This is a genomic window from Balneolaceae bacterium (assembly GCA_034521445.1).
Lineage (GTDB): Bacteria > Bacteroidota > Rhodothermia > Balneolales > Balneolaceae > JAXHMM01.
In genome coordinates, this window is record JAXHMM010000004.1 from 48558 (window position 1) to 65380 (window position 16823).

The window sequence follows — 16823 nt, forward strand, 5'->3', positions numbered from 1 at the left end:
TTGAATGGGGTGCTTTCCTTTTTTGTCCCTCTCCAACCGGACAAACATTCTCGGCCAAAACAAATCCGGAGCTAAACTCCTCGTGGCAAACCGGTCTCGTCGTTATCTACGTACCATACTCCACGCTCTCCAAAATCAATCCCCTGGCCTTGGCCCCGTGCCCGCCCCTGTTTTTGTTGGGCTTATCTACCATTGCGCTGAATTCCTCGTATGTTCGCTTTCCCTGTCCCACCTGTATAACGGTTCCGGCCAACCTGCGTACCATGTGCCGGAGAAATCTGTTGGCGGTGATCCGCCAGGTGATCAGGGTATCGTCCCACTCCATGTCGGAGGCGAGAATCTCGCAGCGGGTGTTGGACTCGCCATCGGGATCGGACTTGGTAAAGGTCTCGAAATCGTGCTCCCCGTGGATGTACTCCGCGCAGTGCAGCATCTTCTCAAGGTCGAGGTGGTCCATGACGCGCGTGGCAAAGCGGTCGAGCAGCGGCGAGGGTCGCCGCAATATCTGGTAGCGGTAGGTGCGCGACCGGGCGTGGAAACGGGCGTGAAAGTCCGTGTCCACCTTCTCCATCCTCCAGACGGCGATGTCGCGCGGCAGCACGCCCAGCAATCCGAACTGGAGTTTTTCAGGGTCGGCATCGTCGGGCAGGTCGGCATGAGCTATCTGCGCCTCGGCGTGCACGCCCCGGTCGGTCCTCCCCTGCCCCACAAGGTCGATCTGCTGTTGCAGAATCTGGCTGAGACCCTCCTCAATCTCCTCCTCTACGGTACGGCTACCCGGCTGCCGCTGCCAGCCTTTGTAGCGGGTGCCCTCGTACTCGATATAGCATTTGTAGCGGGTCAGCTCTTCTCCCGCTCGCGCAACCAGTGTCGCATGATGGAGACGCTGAAGCCGGCCATCAGCACGAAGGTCCCAAGCCACACGACAGATATCAAGGGCTTCTCCTCAGCCACCAGCAGCACCCACTCCTCCTGGTAGGTCTCATCGAGGCCGCGGATGGTGAGTTCAATCTCCCCGGATTCGGGTTTGACGTTGCTGAACTGAATGCTCACGTCCCCTGTACCGGGAATGGTCACGGGCGGGGCGTAGGACCAGCTTTGACCGTCTTTGTTGTAGATGGCGAAAAGGGGCTGCAGGCTGGCCGTACTGTTGGTGGCCCGATCGGTTACGTCGAGCTGTGCTCGCACCGCGATCATGGTGCTGTCGGGAAGGTCCAGCTCGCCTTCGGGCACCTGGCGGTAGTTGTTGAAAGCGATTTCGAAGCTGCCCACCGTTACCGTGCTCCCCCGGCTTAGACTGAGAGTCTGCGTCTGCATGCTGTCGGCTTCAGTAGTGTCAGCCGGGGTATCCTGTTGAGAGTCGGCCATATTTCCTGCCAAACCGCCAGTCCCACCAGCCGCGCCGGAACCCTGGCTCATGCGACGCTGCTGCTCTTCGGCCTGCCTGTTTTTGCGCTCCACATAGGAGCTACCGGACACGTAGAGGTAGATATCGCTTAGCAGTCCGGTACGCACATCAGGATCCACCGACCACTGTATGTTGGCGCCGCTGGAAGAGGAGAGCATGGGATAGACTTCCGGGGTCAGGTAGAACTGGCGCCCCTCCCCGTCGGCAGGCTCAAATTTGATGCGGTACTCCTGCTGGCCCGTTCGCGTCTGCCCCCGCAGCGTATATCCCTCGTAGGTCACCCGGTACTTGTCGTTGACCACCTTCGACTCGTTGAGCCGAAGCTGAAAGAAGTTTCGTTTCTGCGTGGCGGGAAGCCCGTCGGCGCCCACGGCCGTGCCCTGATCAACAGCGGCGTTGAAGCCGGCCATGGTGGGATCGAGCAGGTGCTCATTGTAGGCGGAAGAGGCCAGAATGCCCAGCATCAACAGGGCGAATCCCGTATGCGAGAGCGCACCCCCTATAAGTTTGGAATTTTGGCGAAGCAGGCGGTACATGATCACCCCGTTGCCCACAAGGGCAAACCAGCCGGCCAGGATGTAGACCATGTAATAGATATCACGTACGTTACCCAGCATAATGCTGGCCAGGGTCAGCACGCAGGTGGCTGCCACAGGCCAGGTCAGCTCGTCGGCCAGGCTCTCGGCGGTCTGACGGCTCCAGAAGAGAAACTGCCCAAATACGGTAAGGATAGCCGCAATGATGGCAAGGGGCATGGTCCAGTCGTTGTAGAAGCTTATTTCGGGAGGTGTGGGACTGACGGTAAACAGGCGGCCGATGATGGGCGAGCTGGTGCCCAGGATAATGACCAGTCCCAGCAAAAAGAGCACCATGGCCCCGGCAAAGGTCATGAACTCGCGGCTCAGGATTTTCGACTCGCGGTCCTGCGAGGGCAGATCCCGGTAGCGGTAGAAGAACATGCCCAGCCCGATGAAGGTGACCACGGCCATGAAGGCCACAAGCTGATTGTAGAGGCCCAGGTCCACAAAGCTGTGCACCGAGGCGTCAGAGAGTATGCCCGAGCGCGTAAGGAAGGTCTCGTAGACGATAGCCACGTAGGCCAGCAGCGCGAAAATGATGGAGGCCTTCTGTGAGGTGGAGCTCTTGCGCTGGATGATCATGGTGTGGATGCCGGCCGTTCCCAGCAGCCAGGGCACCAGGGAGGCATTCTCGACCGGGTCCCAGGCCCAGTATCCTCCGAAGGAGAGGGTCACATAAGCCCAGTATCCGCCCAGGAAAATGGCGGTAAGCAGTGCCACATTGGCGCCGAGGGTCCACGGCAGGGCGGGTCCCACCCACTCGTTGTAGCGGCGCTTCCAGAGCGCGGCCATGGCAAAGCAGTAGGGAATGGTCATCATGGAGAAGCCCAGAAAAAGGATGGGCGGGTGGATCATCATCCACGGGCTCTTCAGCAGGTCGTTGAGCCCCTGGCCGTCGGAGGGCACAAAATCGGGATTGGTCTGAATAAAGGGTGCGTTGGGCATGGCCTCGGCGAGGGTGCGGAAAGGGGAGGCGCCCATGGTCCAGTCGCCTATGGGAATGCCGGCGACCATAGACATCAGGAAAACCTGGGTCAGGGCCAGGAAGAAGAGCACCGGTCCCCGGTACGACTTGCGCGTCCACTTCATCAGTCCCGCCCCCATCAGGAAGGAAAAGAGAATCCAGAGCATGAAACTTCCCTCCTGCCCGCCCCAGAAAGCGGAGACCAGGTAGCGGAGCTGAAGATCCGAAGAGGTGTATTTGAATACGTAGTAGTAGTTAAACTGGTGCGTGAGGATGAGATGCAGCAGAATACCGGAGGCGGCCAGCAGGAAGAACCCGTGGGCAGCGAATAGCCAGTTGGCACGCCGGAACCAGCGATCCCCTCCCCCGGAAGAACAGCGATAGTAGGCCACCGCCGCCAGGACTACGCTCAGGAAGGAGGCGTTAATAAGTACTTCACCGATGGTGCCGAGCATGGAGGGTCAGCTCTCTAGGGTCTGCGTTCCGGATACCTCTGCGGCATCCACGGTGTTGTACTTGGATGGGCATTTCATCAGCATGTCGTTTGCGTAGAATACGCCGTTCTGCATGGATCCGATGACCACCAGGCGGTCGGCCTGTTCGAAGTTGTTGGGCTTGGGCTTGGGATAGACCACACGCCGGACATTGCCCTCCTCGTCCTTCATGTAAAAGGAGAACTGCTTCTCTTCCATGGAAAAGCCATAGTCACGTGAATCCTCCCAGGTCCCCACCACGTGGGCGCCCTCCATGTCCTGGGCCTGTTGGAAATTGACGTAGGTGCTGATGCTGTTGCCGAAATTGTACATCAGCAGGGAAGTAAAGCCTACTATGCAGAGCAGTCCGATGATTAGTTTGGGTTTCATAGGTCGCCGCTTGGTTGCTTGTCGTTCAGGTTCTGTTCAAGGGTGCTCACCTTCCGGTCCAGGCGCACCAGGAAAAAAAGCAGCACCAGCCAGATGATCAGGCTTACGGCCAGCACTACGAAAATAAGGTCGTTGGAGCCCATGGCCTGTATGAAAGCGCCCGACTGCTCAAGTCCGGCAGCTCCCTCCCACTTGTTGCCGTAACTTGTGGTGAGAGTGTCAACGGCCTCGGCCGAATCCTGTTGTATTGTCAGACGTGTAAGAAACAACAAAATCATGCTTCCCTTCCTTCCAGTTGTGCATTCACGTGTTTGTAGCGGTTAAGCAGCTCGGCCAGCCAGACCGAGAGCCCGATGAAACCCACCACTGCGGGATAGAAAATGTACCGCAGTTCCGGTGCCGTGATTTCACTGAAGGCCGGATTTCCTTCCGCCCCGGGGTGCAGGCTGGGCAGCTGTCGGGGAATGATGTAGAGTAGAAAGGGGATGGTGGCGGCCGCGAAAACGTTGTAGACCGCCGAAAGTTTGGCCCTTTTCTGCGGATCTTCGAAGGCAGTCCGCAACACAAAGTAGGCTACATAAATCATCATGGCCAGAGCTGAGAGATTCATCCGGGGCTCGGCGAAGGTCCACCACGTTCCCCAGGTGAAACGGGCCCATACGGCGCCGGTCAGGAGACCGCACACCCCGAACAGGATACCTACAAGATTGGCGGAAGAGGCTTTGCGGTCGAGGACGGGCGAGGGTGCATTGAGATACCGGATGCTGTAGATCAGCCCGGCCCCGAAACAGACGGCCATGGTGAACCACATGGGTACGTGCAAAAAGAGATTGCGGGCCGACTGTTCCAGAATGGGGATGTCGGGAATGGGTATAAGGAATCCAGCGGTAATCACGGCCGTCATCCAGACAGCTACCAGGTATTTCCAGGGTTTGAGACTCATCAGGGATCGTTTGGTGTATCCCGCAGGGCGTTTCCAGGCGTGGCAATATACGAAGAATGACATGGAAACATTAGTTAAATAATCCGGCGAATTCTCCTATATTGATACCGTTATTCGAACGCCTTTCGAAGCGAGAGGAATTCCATGGACCGAAGCCCCGAATCCAAATCCATAAACCTCTCCCCGGTCTGGCAGCGGTTCGCCCACCGGTACCTGCTAGGCGTGCTGCTCCTGCCCTTGCTGGGACTGGGCGCATGGCTGATCTGGAAGACCTGGAAGGAGCAGAAGGCCCGACGCTACCGCATTACCGACCGTCAGATATCGTCCATCGACGTCCGCTACCACCAGACCCTCGACCTCAGCAACATCGAGGAGGTGCGACTGCGGCAGACCGGCTTCCAGCGCTGGCTGGGGACGGGAGACCTGGTGCTGGAGACGGGAAGCTCCGAAATGGTGATGGTGGGCATGGAAAATCCCGCCTCACTGAAAGCTGCCATCGAGGAGGCGGCGGCCACCCTGCGAGAAGCAATGAGGCAGCAGGAGGAGAGAAAATCTCCCGAACCCGATCGCGAACCGGGCTCCATGGACCGTATGGACTACCTGACTGGTTTATGGCAGCAGGGTCTTATCTCCGACCGCGACTTCAACGAGGAACGGCGGCACTTCGAGTAGCCGTTTCCCGGTTAAAATCTTTTTACGCCCCTCCCTTGGTTTTTAATCCCCCCATTTTGTACCTATAGCTATAGGATATCAACGCGACACGGAATCCAAACTACCTACTATGAACTCCATTCATTACGGCAAGCAGCTGGTCATCGGTCTGGCGTGTACCCTGGCACTCCTATTCGGCGCCCAACCGGCCACCGCCCAGCAGGGCAAAGCCAACTATGAACTGGCGGAGCGCTTCACTTCTGACAACATGCAGAAAATGACGGGAAGCACCTCTGTATGGCCGCGATGGATTGACGAAACCAACGATTTTTGGTACACCTACGAGACCCAGGAAGGCAACTACTGGTGGTATGTTGACGCCGAGGAGGAAACCAAGCGTCCCCTTTTCGACCGGCAGCGCATGGCGGCCGAGCTGACCGAGATGTTCAATCGCACCTATAACCACAAGGACCTCGATCTGGACGAGTTTAACTACGATGTGGACGAGGAGACCTTCACCTTTCGGGTGGACAGCATCCGGCTTCACTACGACATCGACACCCAGGAGCTGGTCCGCGGGGACACCCTGCGGGAGGACGAAGAGGATGAAAACCTGCCCTGGGCCACCTATTCGCCCGACAGCACCTGGATCGCATTCGCCCGCGACCACAATCTCTACCTGATGGAGGCTGACGATCCTGACAGCACCGAATACCAACTCACCACGTCCGGAGAGCGCTTCTACAGTTTTGCGGCTGACGAGGAAGACACCAGCTCTTCCGGTGAGCGCGTGCGTTCGATCGCCCAATGGTTCGAGGATGGAGAAAAACTCTGGGTGAAGCGCCAGGACTGGCGACGGGTGGAGGACCTGTGGGTGATCCGCCATGTGGGCGTCGAGCGTCCTCAACTGGAGACATACAAATACGCCATGCCGGGAGAGGATGAAATTCCACAGGATGAGATCTGGGCCTTCGACACCGGGACCAAGGACGGCGTTCAGCTCGATACCGACAAACCCGAATGGGAAGACGAGTCCCTCGGCGGGGTCTACTTCAACAATGGCGGCATTTACGAGGGCGAGTCCTCCGACTACCTCTACATCCTCCGGCGCAACCGCCCGTGGGACACTATTGACGTGCTGAAAGCCAATACCAGCACCGGGGAAACCGAGGTGCTCTGGACCGAAACCGCCAAACCTTACTTTAATACGCGATTCGCCCAACTGGCCGTCCTGAACGAGGGCGAGGACCTGATCTGGTGGTCCGAGCGCACCGGCTGGGGACAGTTTTATCTTTATGACGGGGAAGGCAACCTGCAGAACCGCATCACCGAGGGTTACTTTACCGCCGGAAACATCACCAAGATCGACACCACCGGACGCACACTCTTTTTCGGAGGATATGGCCGCGAGGAGAGCGTGCACCCCTATCACAACCAACTCTACAAGGTGAACTTTGACGGCAGCGGCATGGAGCGGCTCACCGGCGAGGCGGCCAACCACCAGGTCTTTGCCTCTGAGGAAGACGACTTCTTCGTAGACAACTACTCCACGGTCTCCACGGCACCCCGCAGTGTGCTTCGCAACAGCGACGGGGAGATCATCATGGAGCTGGAGGCCACCGACCTGAGCCGACTCATGGAGGCCGGGTACACTTTCCCCGAAAGTTTCAAGGTAAAGGCCAACGATGATGCCACCGATCTCTTTGGGGTGATGTGGAAGCCCTTTGACTTCGATTCCACCAAGAGCTATCCCATTATCGCCTACTGCTACCCGGGCCCGCAGACCGAACCCTTCCCCACCGACTTCTCCCTCTCCAGCCAGCAGGCCCTGGCCAACCTGGGCTTCGTGGTGGTTGCGCTGGGACAGCGCGGAGGAAGTCCCATTCGCTCCAAGTACTATCACAACTACGGATACGACGACATGCGCGACTATCCGCTGGCCGACAACAAGTACGGCATCGAGCAGCTGGCCTCGCGCCATGACTTCATTGACCAGGACCGGGTGGGCATCTACGGCCACTCGGGTGGTGGATTCATGAGTACGGCCGCCCTGCTGACCTACCCCGATTTCTACGATGTGGCCGTCTCCACCTCCGGAAACCATGACAACAACATCTACAATCTCTGGTGGGGCGAGGTGCATAACGGCGTGAGCGCCGAGACGCGAACCATCAAAGTAGAGAACGAGGAGGGCGAGGAAGTAGACAGCACCATCACAGAATGGGACGGTTCCGTGGACGCCAACATGGAACTGGCTCCCAATCTCAAGGGTCACCTGATGCTGGCCACCGGCATGATTGACAACAATGTGCATCCCGCCGGCACCATTCGCATGGCCGAGGCGCTGATCCAGGCGGGTAAAAGCTTCGATTTCGTACTGCTGCCCGGCCAGCGCCACGGCTACGGCGGCATTCACGGCGAGTGGTTCGACCGCGTGCGCTGGCGCTACTTCGCCGAGCACCTGCTGGGCGACTACCGGCCCGACGCCATCGACATCAACATCCCGGCCGACAACTGAGTCCAATGCACCGCCGGGCGGGCCGGACTCAGGTTCTCCAACGCCCTTTTAAATGTTTTTACGCCAAGGGTTTCGTTTTTATGTCCGTCATTTTGTAACTATAATCCTAGCATTGAAGCGACCTCCAACCAACAGTATAGGCCATATGACCATCTCCCACAGCAGGAAGCTATTTTCACTTTTTACGGGGATCCTGATATTCCTGATCGCCGCGCCCTCCTTCGCACAGCAGGGCAAGGCCAACTACGAACTTGCCGAGCGTTTCACCTCGGACAACATGCAGAAGCTGGCAGGCAGCACCGGCGTCTATCCGCAATGGATCGAGGATACCAACAGCTTCTGGTACTCCTACGAAACCTCACAGGGTAATTTCTGGTGGTATGTGGACGCCGAGGAGGAGACCAAGCGCCCCCTGTTCGACCGGCAGCGCATGGCGGCCGAGTTGACCGAGATGTTCAACCGCACCTACAACCACAAGGACCTCGACCTGGACGATTTTGATTACGACGAGGACGAGGAGATCTTCACCTTCCAGGTGGACAGCATCCAGCTTCGCTACGACGTGGACACCCAGGATCTTGTGCGCGGTGACACCCTGCGCGATGATGAGGATGAGGAGGGCATCGACTGGGGCACCTACTCCCCCGACAGCACCTGGATCGCCTACGCTCAGAACCACGATCTCTATGTGATGCGGGCTGATTCTGACAGCACCGTGCACCGCTTGACCGACAGCGGTGAGAAATTCTACAGCTTTGGATGGAACCAGTCAGACACCACCGGCGAACGCATGAACGCCCGGGTACAGTGGTTTGACGACGGCGTCAAGCTGCGGGCCCAGCGTTCGGATGTGCGCAAGGTGGAGGACCTCTGGGTAATCCGCCATGTGGGCGTCGAGCGTCCTGAGTTGGAAACCTACAAGTACGCCATGCCCGGCGACCAGCATGTGCCGCAGCCCGAGCTCTGGGTTTTCAGCACCGAGAACATGGACGGGGTGGAGATCCAGTTCGACAAGCCGGAGTGGGAGGATGAGTTGATGGGCAACATCACGGAAAGCGATTCTTCCGACACCATCTACCTCACCCGCCAGAACCGCCCGCGCGACACCATGGAAATCCTGCGCGCCAACACCACCACCGGCGAGACCGAGGTGCTGTGGACCGAAACCGCCAAGCCCTACATCAACTGGGAGTTTACCGACCTGAATGTACTGGAGGGTGGCGAGGAGTTCCTCTGGTGGTCCGAACGCACCGGCTGGGGACAGTATTACCTCTATGACTCCGAGGGCAATCTTCAGAATCCGATCACCGAGGGCTATTTCACGGCGGGAAATATTGTAAAGGTGGACACCACCGGACGAACCCTCTTCTTCGAGGGCTACGGCCGCGAGGAGGGTGTGCATCCCGACCACTCCCAGCTCTATAGGGTGAACTTTGACGGCAGCGGCATGGAGCGGCTGACCGAGGAGTCCGCCAACCACCAGATTATGGAATCGGAGGAGGAAGAGAACTACTTCGTGGACAACTACTCCACGGTTTCAAGCATCCCCCGGAGTGTCCTTCGCAACGAAGACGGGGAGATTATCATGGAGCTGGAAACCACCGACCTGAGTCGACTCATGGAGGCCGGGTACAAATTCCCCGAGAGTTTCAAGGTAAAGGCCAACGACGACGCCACAGATATTTTCGGGGTCATGTGGAAGCCCTTTGACTTCGACTCCACCAAGAGCTATCCCATCATCGCCTACTGCTACCCCGGCCCGCAGACCGAACCCTACCCCACCGATTTCTCCCTTTCCAGCCAGCAGGCCCTGGCCAACCTGGGTTTCGTGGTGATAGCGATGGGTCAGCGCGGCGGCAGCCCGACTCGTTCGAAATACTATCACAACTACGGCTACGGCGACCTGCGCGACTACCCGCTGGCCGACAACAAGTACGGCATCGAACAGCTGGCCTCGCGCCATGACTTCATCGACCAGGACCGGGTGGGCATCTACGGCCACTCCGGAGGTGGATTCATGAGCACGGCCGCCCTGCTGACCTACCCTGACTTCTACGATGTGGCCGTCTCCACCTCGGGCAACCATGACAACAATATCTACAACCAGTGGTGGAGCGAGGTGCACAACGGCATCACCAAGGAGACCCGCACCATCAAGGTGGAGAACGATGACGGCGAGGAGGTGGACAGCACCGTCACCGAATGGGACGCCTCCATCGAAACCAACCAGGAGCTGGCTCCCAACCTGGAGGGCCACCTGATGCTGGCCACCGGCATGATTGACAACAACGTGCATCCCGGCGGCACCATCCGCATGGCTGAGGCGCTGATCCAGGAGGGCAAGTACTTCGACTTCGTGCTGCTGCCCGGCCAGCGCCACGGCTACGGCGGCATCCACGGAGAGTGGTTCGACCGCGTGCGCTGGCGCTACTTCGCCGAGCACCTGCTGGGCGACTACCGGCCCGACGCCATCGACATTAACATCCCGGCCGACAACTGATTCAGCCTCCACTGGCTTACCAATCCCCTCTTTGCTCGAGGCGAAGAGGGGATTTTTTATGATGCGGCGGATTCGGTTTCCGCATCCCCCGCGGCGCCCACCCATTGTTCCCGAAGCCACGCCTCCTCCCGGCGCGCTACCGTAAAGTGCCAGGCCACGCCGGACAGCGAGAGCAATACCGCAAAGAGCACAATGGTCTGCTGAATGCTCAACCAGCCGTTTTCGAGGATCCAGGAAGCTGCAAGCACCGACACAGACTGCGCCAGCGTAAAGAGCAGCCACTCGGTGCTGAAAATGCGTCCGCGGAAGGTGTCGGGGGTGCGGCGCTGCAACAGTACGGTGCTCATGACCCAGTTGGATCCTGAGGCGGCGTGGGCGATAAACACGAAGATCAGCATCACGGCCAGGCTAGAGGTCACCCCGACGACCGAATACATGACGCCCCCGAAAACCATGCAGAGTCCCATCCCCCACACCCAACGGCTCTCACGGCGGAACACCCGCCGGCCGACGACCGGCCCGATGCCCGTGCCTACCCCGCGTGCGGCATAGAGTAGGCCCAGTCCCACACTGCCCATCAGCAGGATCTCCTCGGCGACCAGGATCAGCATATAGGTGAGGGCGCCCAGAAACATCGTGAAGCAGCCCTTGGCCAGGGCGGGCCGCAGTACATGGCGGTGGTCTGCCAGGTAGCGGAATCCCTCTGCGATGCCCTTGAAGGGGTTGCGCGTGCGACGCAGCTCCTCCTCGCTCATCTTCTTCTGGGGAATGCGGGCCCGGTAGATGAACCAGGCGGAAACGCCGTAGCTGAATCCGTCCAGAATAAAGACCAGGTCGGTGCCCAACGCCGCCGTAGCCAGCCCCCCGATACCCATACCAAGGGTAAAGATGATGCTCCAGCTCATGGCCGAAAGCACGTTGGCGTCCACCAGCTCCTCCTCGGTGGTCACGTTGGGAATGGAGGATGTTTTGGCCGGTTCAAAGATGGCCGAAAGCATCATTTGCACCGCGGTCAGTACGTAAGCCAGCCATAGCGTATCGTAGGAAACCACCAGCAGCAGTCCCAGCACCACGGCCCCGCGGGCCAGGTCGCAAAACATCATCAGCCGGCGCCGGTTAAAACGGTCGGTGATGTAGCCGGCGAAGGGAGAGAAGGAGGCCAGGCTCATCATCTTGACCACGATGATCAGTCCCAGCAGGAATTCCGAATCGGAGTAGCGCGTAATGAGGGCGTAGACCGCCAGGATGCCGAACCAGTCCCCGAAGTTGGAAACCACCTGGCTCAGCCAGAGCCTGCGATAGTCGTGGTTCTGGCGGACCAGGTCAATGTACGGCCGGATGCGCATCAGTCGATGCCCGTGCTGCCGAAGCCTCCCTCGCCTCTTTCGGTTTCGGGCAGCTCGCCCGTCTCTTCCACAAAAACCTGCTGTACGGGGGCCACCACCATCTGGGCAATGCGGTCGCCGTGGCCGACCGTAAAGGGCTCCTCGCCCAGGTTAACAGCCAGTACCTTTATCTCGCCACGGTAGTCGGCGTCGATGGTGCCCGGGGTGTTGAGCATGGTCACCCCGTTGCGCCAGGCCAGTCCGCTTCGCGGCCGGATCTGCGCCTCGTAGCCTTCGGGAAGGGCCATCTGAAGGCCGGTGGGAATGAGGGCACGGCTCCCGGGCTCAAGAGTTACAGGCTTTTCCAGGGCCGCGCGGAGGTCCATACCGGCCGCGTGTCGCGATTCGTAGGAAGGCAGCGGGAGATCCCCTGCGTGCGGAAGTCGTTTGAACAGCAGTTTCTTCATGGTCTTTTTACTTTTTGGTAGTCGATAAGGCGCACCTTTACGTTGCCCAGCCACACCTTCATATGCGCTTCCACGGGCACGCGAAGGGGGTCGTCGCGGAACCAGGCTTCGAACTCCCCGCGGAAACCGAATGGGCCGTCCACATCAGCATTTCCTTCGCTGTGAAAAACCGGCACAGGCTCCTCAAAGGCCTCGTATTCGCGCATGGAGGTGTGTCGGCTGTTGTCGGCCAGGATCTCCCCCTTCTCCCTCTCCAGGTAGACCGGCAGACGGTAGGATCGCTCGCTGCCTGCAAAAAGGCGGGAATAGAGCAAAATGAGCTGTCCCGAGCTGGCCGGCTCGTCCAGCTCAAGCGTGTCGGGCTCCTCTCCCTTCTCCGTGACGTACACCTTGCCGGCCCCGTAGTCGAAATCGTAGCGCGAGTCGCTGAATTCCTGCTCGTCGACGTTGTCGCGCCAGTAAAGTTCGGTATAGGGCATGGAGTCGTCGGCCACAATAAAGGAGTTGTAGTGGTTCTCCTCCTTGCCTACGAAAGGAATGGAGGAGTTGGAGCGTATGATGCTGCGCAGCCACCAGACCCTGCGGCCGTCATGAAGGGTGTCGCGCACAACCTCCGTGCGCACCTCGCCCAGCTTGAAGAAGGAATAGCGCACCTCGTAGGTCAGCACCTCCTTCCACTTCAGGATTTCAGAAATATCGGGGGGAGGGTTCTCCGGTTCGGGCCCGATGGAGAGGTCCTGCGCGTGCAGCACGCCGCCTGCCGCCGGAAGCAGTAGGGCGAGGATAAAAATAACGGCGGGGTACAGGGACTTGTGCATCAAGTGCATTCTACATTCACGCTTTAATATAAGCGGTCAAAGTTCGATATTATAGTTTGAAAATGAAACGTTGACCCTGCTACTTTGTTCTATTCCCACCGAATGACCGCCGCCCGGGCGGCAGCCTGCCTGCTGGCGCTCTTGTTGCTCGCCGGCTGCACCAAGAGCGAGGACCAGCGCCGATTCGAGCGCGAGGCCACCACGCCGCCTTCCAACTACACCGCCCGGAACGCCCAGGGCCATCTCGTCAACGAGCAGGAAGACCCCGACGACTGGCGCATCGGTCCCATGTTCAGCGGTATCCTGGAGGTGGAAATCTCTGCCTTTCCCAACCCCGTCTCTCCCAACCAGCAGGTGCGCATCCTCCTTCAGATCACCACCAGCACCGGCATGGGGTCGCTATCAGGCCTGGACGTCTACGCCTTCCGCGAAACCTTCGACAACATCACCACCTCCCTCTACTACCGCAGCGGCAGCGAAATTGAACCGGGCCTGCACACCATTACGCTTTCGGCGGACCAGTTCCACCGCAGCGGCGTCGGTGTATCCTCCCTCTACCGCATACTGATCTACGACGACAGCATGCAGGGCAACCTCATCACCTACGGGGACGTGCAGGTGGAATGACCCCAAGACCGCGGTCCAAGGTTGTGAATGTGACCGAGCCCTTCTATTTTCTGCTTCCATCAACTCCCGCCAACCATGAAGCGACGCAAAATCAGCTCATCCGAACGCCGGGTCCTGGAGAAGCTCGTCTTCCCGGAAACCTTCCAGGTGGTGCAGGAGGAGACCCGCCTGCAGTATGGGGAGCTGCGCGACGACCTGATCAACCTGCTCAGCTTCGGCTTTGTGGAAGCCTACGAGCGGGAAGGGTCGGCCATCCACCTCTCCACCTTCTACGACGCCGACAACCTGCAGGATTTCACCTTCCGGGCCACGAGCAAGGGACTATCCGCCATTAAAAATACTCGCATATGAAATTCGAAGCCCAAACGGACGGCGAAAGCCGCACGCTGGAACTGGACCCGGAAACCAACCGCTACACCCTGGAGGGCGAATCGGGTGAGTATCGCTTCAGCCGGGGTGCCGGCGGACGCCGCCTGCTCCGGCTGGGAACAAAGCTGCATGTGATCGATAATATTGAATACGACCAGCGCACGGTTCAGTTCACCATCGACGGCGAGTGGTGCAGCGTAGAGGTGCGCGACGAACAGGATCTGCTGCTGGACGAAATGGGATTCAAGACAGCCGCCGAGCTGTCCGAAGGCGAACTCAACGCCCCCATGCCCGGCAAAATTCTCCAGATCCTCGTCGAGGAGGGCGACGAAGTCGAGCTGGGCGATCCGGTGGCCATCCTGGAGGCCATGAAGATGGAAAACGAGCTCAAGGCACCCACCGGCGGGGTCGTCACCGCCATCGCCGTTGCGGAGGGCGACTCCGTGGAAAAGAATGTCCTAATCCTGGAAATCGAAGCCCGTGGATAAATTTGTCATCGAAGGTCCCACCCCTCTCCGGGGCACCCTACCGGTTAGCGGTTCCAAGAATGCAGCCCTCCCCCTGATGGCCGCCGCCCTGCTGGCGGACAGCCCCTCGGTCATCACCAACGTACCACGCCTGCGCGATATCCACACTTTCAACCAGGTCATCGCCCATACCGGCGCCGGCGTCGACTTCGATGAAAACGAGCAGCGCCTGCGCATCGACCCGAACTCCATCGAGCGCACAGAGGCCCCCTACGAGCTCGTCCGCAAGATGCGGGCCTCTTTTTACATGCTGGGCGCCCTGCTGGGACGCTTCGGGGAGGCGCGCGTCTCCCTGCCCGGCGGCTGCGCATGGGGACCCCGTCCCGTCGACCTGCACCTCAAGGGCATGCGGGCCATGGGCGCGGAGATCGAATTGGACGAGGGCTACGTAATCGGCTCGGCCCCTCAGCGCATGGAGGGCGGCTCTTTTACCCTGGACCCCAGCAGCGTAGGCGCCACCGTCAACCTGCTGCTGGCCGCCTCTCTGCGGGCCGAAAAGTTCACTATCCACAACGCCGCCTGCGAGCCCGACGTGGTCCTGCTCTGCCGCGCCCTGCAGCAGATGGGGGCCGACATTGAGGGTGTGGGCACACCCGAACTCACCGTGCGCGGCGTGGAGACGCTGGAGGGCATCGAATTCCGCAACGCCCCCGACCGCATCGAGACCGGCACCTACATGATTGCCGCCGCCATGCATCCCGAATCGGAGCTCACCCTGACGGGCGCAGCCACCGACGACCTGGGCGAATTTCCCGAACACTTCCTGAAGACCGGCGCGGAGGTGACCTGGGACGGCGACACCATCCGGGTCGCCGCGCCCGACCGCATCCGGCCGGTATCGCTGGAAACGGCCGTCTATCCCGGCTTTCCCACCGACCTGCAGGCGCAATGGGCCACGCTGATGACCCAGGCCGAGGGCACCTGCAGGGTCACCGATACTGTCTACTACGACCGTTTCAGCTACGTACCGGAACTGACCCGGCTGGGGGCCGACCTGGAGGTGGAGGAGAACACCGTTGAGGTGCGGGGACCGGCGGACCTGAAGGGCGCCTCGGTAATGAGTACCGACCTGCGCGCCAGCGTCAGCCTGGTTATGGCAGCCATGGTAGCGGAGGGCTCCAGCGACGTGCTGCGTATCTACCACCTCGACCGCGGCTACGAGAAGCTCGAAGAGAAGCTGAATGCGGCCGGCGCCCGCATCACCCGCACGCCGCAGGAAGCCTGAATCCTCCGGCACCACATATACTCTCCCTTCTGCTGCTCACCGTACTGTTGTTGGCGCCGGGGAGAGCCGCCTTTCCGCCCCTTCCCGGATTACCTGCGTGCCATGGGAAGAACCGTCCTCCCCCAGCCCGAAGCGCTTAAACCCGACACCGCCTCCCTTCAAATGGGCGAGCTTATTCTGGGCTACCGCTTGCGCGAGGAGGCCGACTCTTCCAGCATCCTTCCGTTCGTGGCCGCCCACGATCGGGAAATTCCCGACGGGGAAACCCCTGCCGTGCACTTCGAAGTCTACCACCTGAAACGCGACGGGCAGGGACTCAGCGATTTTACGGTGGACTACGAAATCCTGCCTTTGAACTTCCTGGGATGGGCCCGGGAAGGCCAGGACGATATAGGGCTGACGCTTTCTTCGAGCACGCCGGGACGCGCTTTTCCGAAAACCTGGAGATCGAGGCCTCCGGCCTGGAGCCCGGCCGCTACGTGCTCCGGTTGCAGGTCACCGACCGCAATTCGGAGCGAGAGGCCTACCGGGAGGTTCATTTCGAGGTGACCGAGACGCCCGGCGAGGAGTGACAAAAATTCCGCACATACTTCACTACGACCAAGACCGGGGAACGTTCATTTTACCATTTACATTAATCGTCTCTGGATTGTATATTCCAAGTGACTTTTTACACGGTGCAATCAGAAATCAGATACACAGGTTTTAGGATTGCAGGCCTTTGAACTCACAAGTTTTGATGATATTTACTGCTAATCTGAAGCATTTTACTGATTTTGCCAACGCGGTGCCGGTATAGCATCGCCCTCCCGCTTGTGAACGTGCCTTGCATGAATCGCCTACCTCTGAGCACCCGGTACAGGTAAGCCGGACATTACCATTAACAGGAAATCCAACAGAGCGGCTGCTGAACCTCCGCGAGGTAGAAAAGAATTCATATACCAAATTTTTCTTCTATGACCCCTACGGAATGAGCACATAGGACAGCGGTTCCGGAGGACAGCGGCCGTTTACAAACGGTCTACCGTGATGAAGAACCA

Annotated in this window: 16 protein-coding genes; 8 read left to right on the forward strand and 8 right to left on the reverse strand. The window is 59.4% G+C overall.

What is annotated here, in order from left to right; all coding sequences use genetic code 11:
• Window positions 1-106 precede the first annotated feature (106 nt).
• Genes truA through ccsA (U5K31_03825) form a run of 5 tightly spaced genes read right to left on the reverse strand, consistent with a single transcriptional unit; the run spans window position 107 to window position 4756 of the window.
• Entirely contained in the window at window positions 107-922 is an 816-nt protein-coding gene (gene truA / locus U5K31_03805; GenBank protein MDZ7771850.1) for a tRNA pseudouridine(38-40) synthase TruA, read from the reverse strand.
• Complete coding sequence (gene ccsA / locus U5K31_03810) at window positions 841-3405, reverse strand: cytochrome c biogenesis protein CcsA (protein MDZ7771851.1); 2565 nt, start codon at window positions 3403-3405, stop codon at window positions 841-843. Before ccsA (U5K31_03810) ends, truA begins: the two co-directional genes overlap by 82 nt.
• 6 nt (window positions 3406-3411) lie before the next feature.
• Complete coding sequence (locus tag U5K31_03815) at window positions 3412-3813, reverse strand: cytochrome c maturation protein CcmE (protein MDZ7771852.1); 402 nt, start codon at window positions 3811-3813, stop codon at window positions 3412-3414.
• Window positions 3810-4091, reverse strand: a complete 282-nt coding sequence (locus U5K31_03820; protein MDZ7771853.1) for a hypothetical protein — start codon at window positions 4089-4091, stop codon at window positions 3810-3812. The genes U5K31_03815 and U5K31_03820 overlap by 4 nt, the downstream gene beginning before the upstream one ends.
• Entirely contained in the window at window positions 4088-4756 is a 669-nt protein-coding gene (gene ccsA / locus U5K31_03825; GenBank protein ID MDZ7771854.1) for a cytochrome c biogenesis protein CcsA, read from the reverse strand. Before ccsA (U5K31_03825) ends, U5K31_03820 begins: the two co-directional genes overlap by 4 nt.
• A 144-nt stretch (window positions 4757-4900) precedes the next feature.
• Here ccsA (U5K31_03825) and U5K31_03830 point away from each other — a divergent pair, with 144 nt between their 5' ends.
• The 3 genes from U5K31_03830 (at window position 4901) to U5K31_03840 (ending at window position 10425) form a co-directional block, all read left to right on the forward strand.
• Window positions 4901-5428, forward strand: a complete 528-nt coding sequence (locus tag U5K31_03830; protein ID MDZ7771855.1) for a PH domain-containing protein — start codon at window positions 4901-4903, stop codon at window positions 5426-5428.
• Window positions 5429-5537: 109 nt separating this feature from the next.
• A complete protein-coding gene (locus U5K31_03835; GenBank protein ID MDZ7771856.1) occupies window positions 5538-7925 on the forward strand; it encodes a DPP IV N-terminal domain-containing protein in 2388 nt (795 codons plus the stop codon).
• Window positions 7926-8070: 145 nt separating this feature from the next.
• A complete protein-coding gene (locus U5K31_03840; GenBank protein ID MDZ7771857.1) occupies window positions 8071-10425 on the forward strand; it encodes a DPP IV N-terminal domain-containing protein in 2355 nt (784 codons plus the stop codon).
• A gap of 56 nt (window positions 10426-10481) precedes the next feature.
• On the opposite strand, the gene U5K31_03845 is transcribed toward U5K31_03840, so the two are convergent.
• The 3 genes from U5K31_03845 to U5K31_03855 are packed head-to-tail and all read right to left on the reverse strand — an operon-like array spanning window position 10482 to window position 13035.
• Entirely contained in the window at window positions 10482-11771 is a 1290-nt protein-coding gene (locus tag U5K31_03845) for an MFS transporter (GenBank protein MDZ7771858.1), read from the reverse strand.
• The gene (dut, locus tag U5K31_03850) at window positions 11771-12217 is read right to left on the reverse strand and encodes a dUTP diphosphatase (protein MDZ7771859.1); all 447 of its coding nucleotides are present in this window, start codon (window positions 12215-12217) and stop codon (window positions 11771-11773) included. The genes U5K31_03845 and dut overlap by 1 nt, the downstream gene beginning before the upstream one ends.
• Window positions 12214-13035, reverse strand: a complete 822-nt coding sequence (locus U5K31_03855; GenBank protein ID MDZ7771860.1) for a DUF3108 domain-containing protein — start codon at window positions 13033-13035, stop codon at window positions 12214-12216. The genes dut and U5K31_03855 overlap by 4 nt, the downstream gene beginning before the upstream one ends.
• Window positions 13036-13119: 84 nt before the next feature.
• On the opposite strand from U5K31_03855, the gene U5K31_03860 reads away from it, so the two are divergent.
• The 5 genes from U5K31_03860 (at window position 13120) to U5K31_03880 (ending at window position 16355) form a co-directional block, all read left to right on the forward strand.
• Complete coding sequence (locus U5K31_03860) at window positions 13120-13662, forward strand: hypothetical protein (GenBank protein MDZ7771861.1); 543 nt, start codon at window positions 13120-13122, stop codon at window positions 13660-13662.
• A gap of 75 nt (window positions 13663-13737) precedes the next feature.
• Window positions 13738-14013 carry a hypothetical protein gene (locus tag U5K31_03865; protein ID MDZ7771862.1) on the forward strand — a complete coding sequence of 92 codons (276 nt, stop codon included), beginning with the start codon at window positions 13738-13740 and terminating at the stop codon, window positions 14011-14013.
• Window positions 14010-14519 (forward strand): acetyl-CoA carboxylase biotin carboxyl carrier protein subunit, encoded by a 510-nt coding sequence (locus U5K31_03870; protein MDZ7771863.1) that lies wholly within the window; start codon window positions 14010-14012, stop codon window positions 14517-14519. Before U5K31_03865 ends, U5K31_03870 begins: the two co-directional genes overlap by 4 nt.
• Window positions 14512-15783: a UDP-N-acetylglucosamine 1-carboxyvinyltransferase gene (gene murA, locus U5K31_03875; protein ID MDZ7771864.1), complete on the forward strand. Its 1272-nt coding sequence runs from the start codon at window positions 14512-14514 to the stop codon at window positions 15781-15783. The genes U5K31_03870 and murA overlap by 8 nt, the downstream gene beginning before the upstream one ends.
• 365 nt (window positions 15784-16148) lie before the next feature.
• A complete protein-coding gene (locus U5K31_03880; protein ID MDZ7771865.1) occupies window positions 16149-16355 on the forward strand; it encodes a hypothetical protein in 207 nt (68 codons plus the stop codon).
• The last annotated feature ends 468 nt before the right edge of the window (window positions 16356-16823 follow it).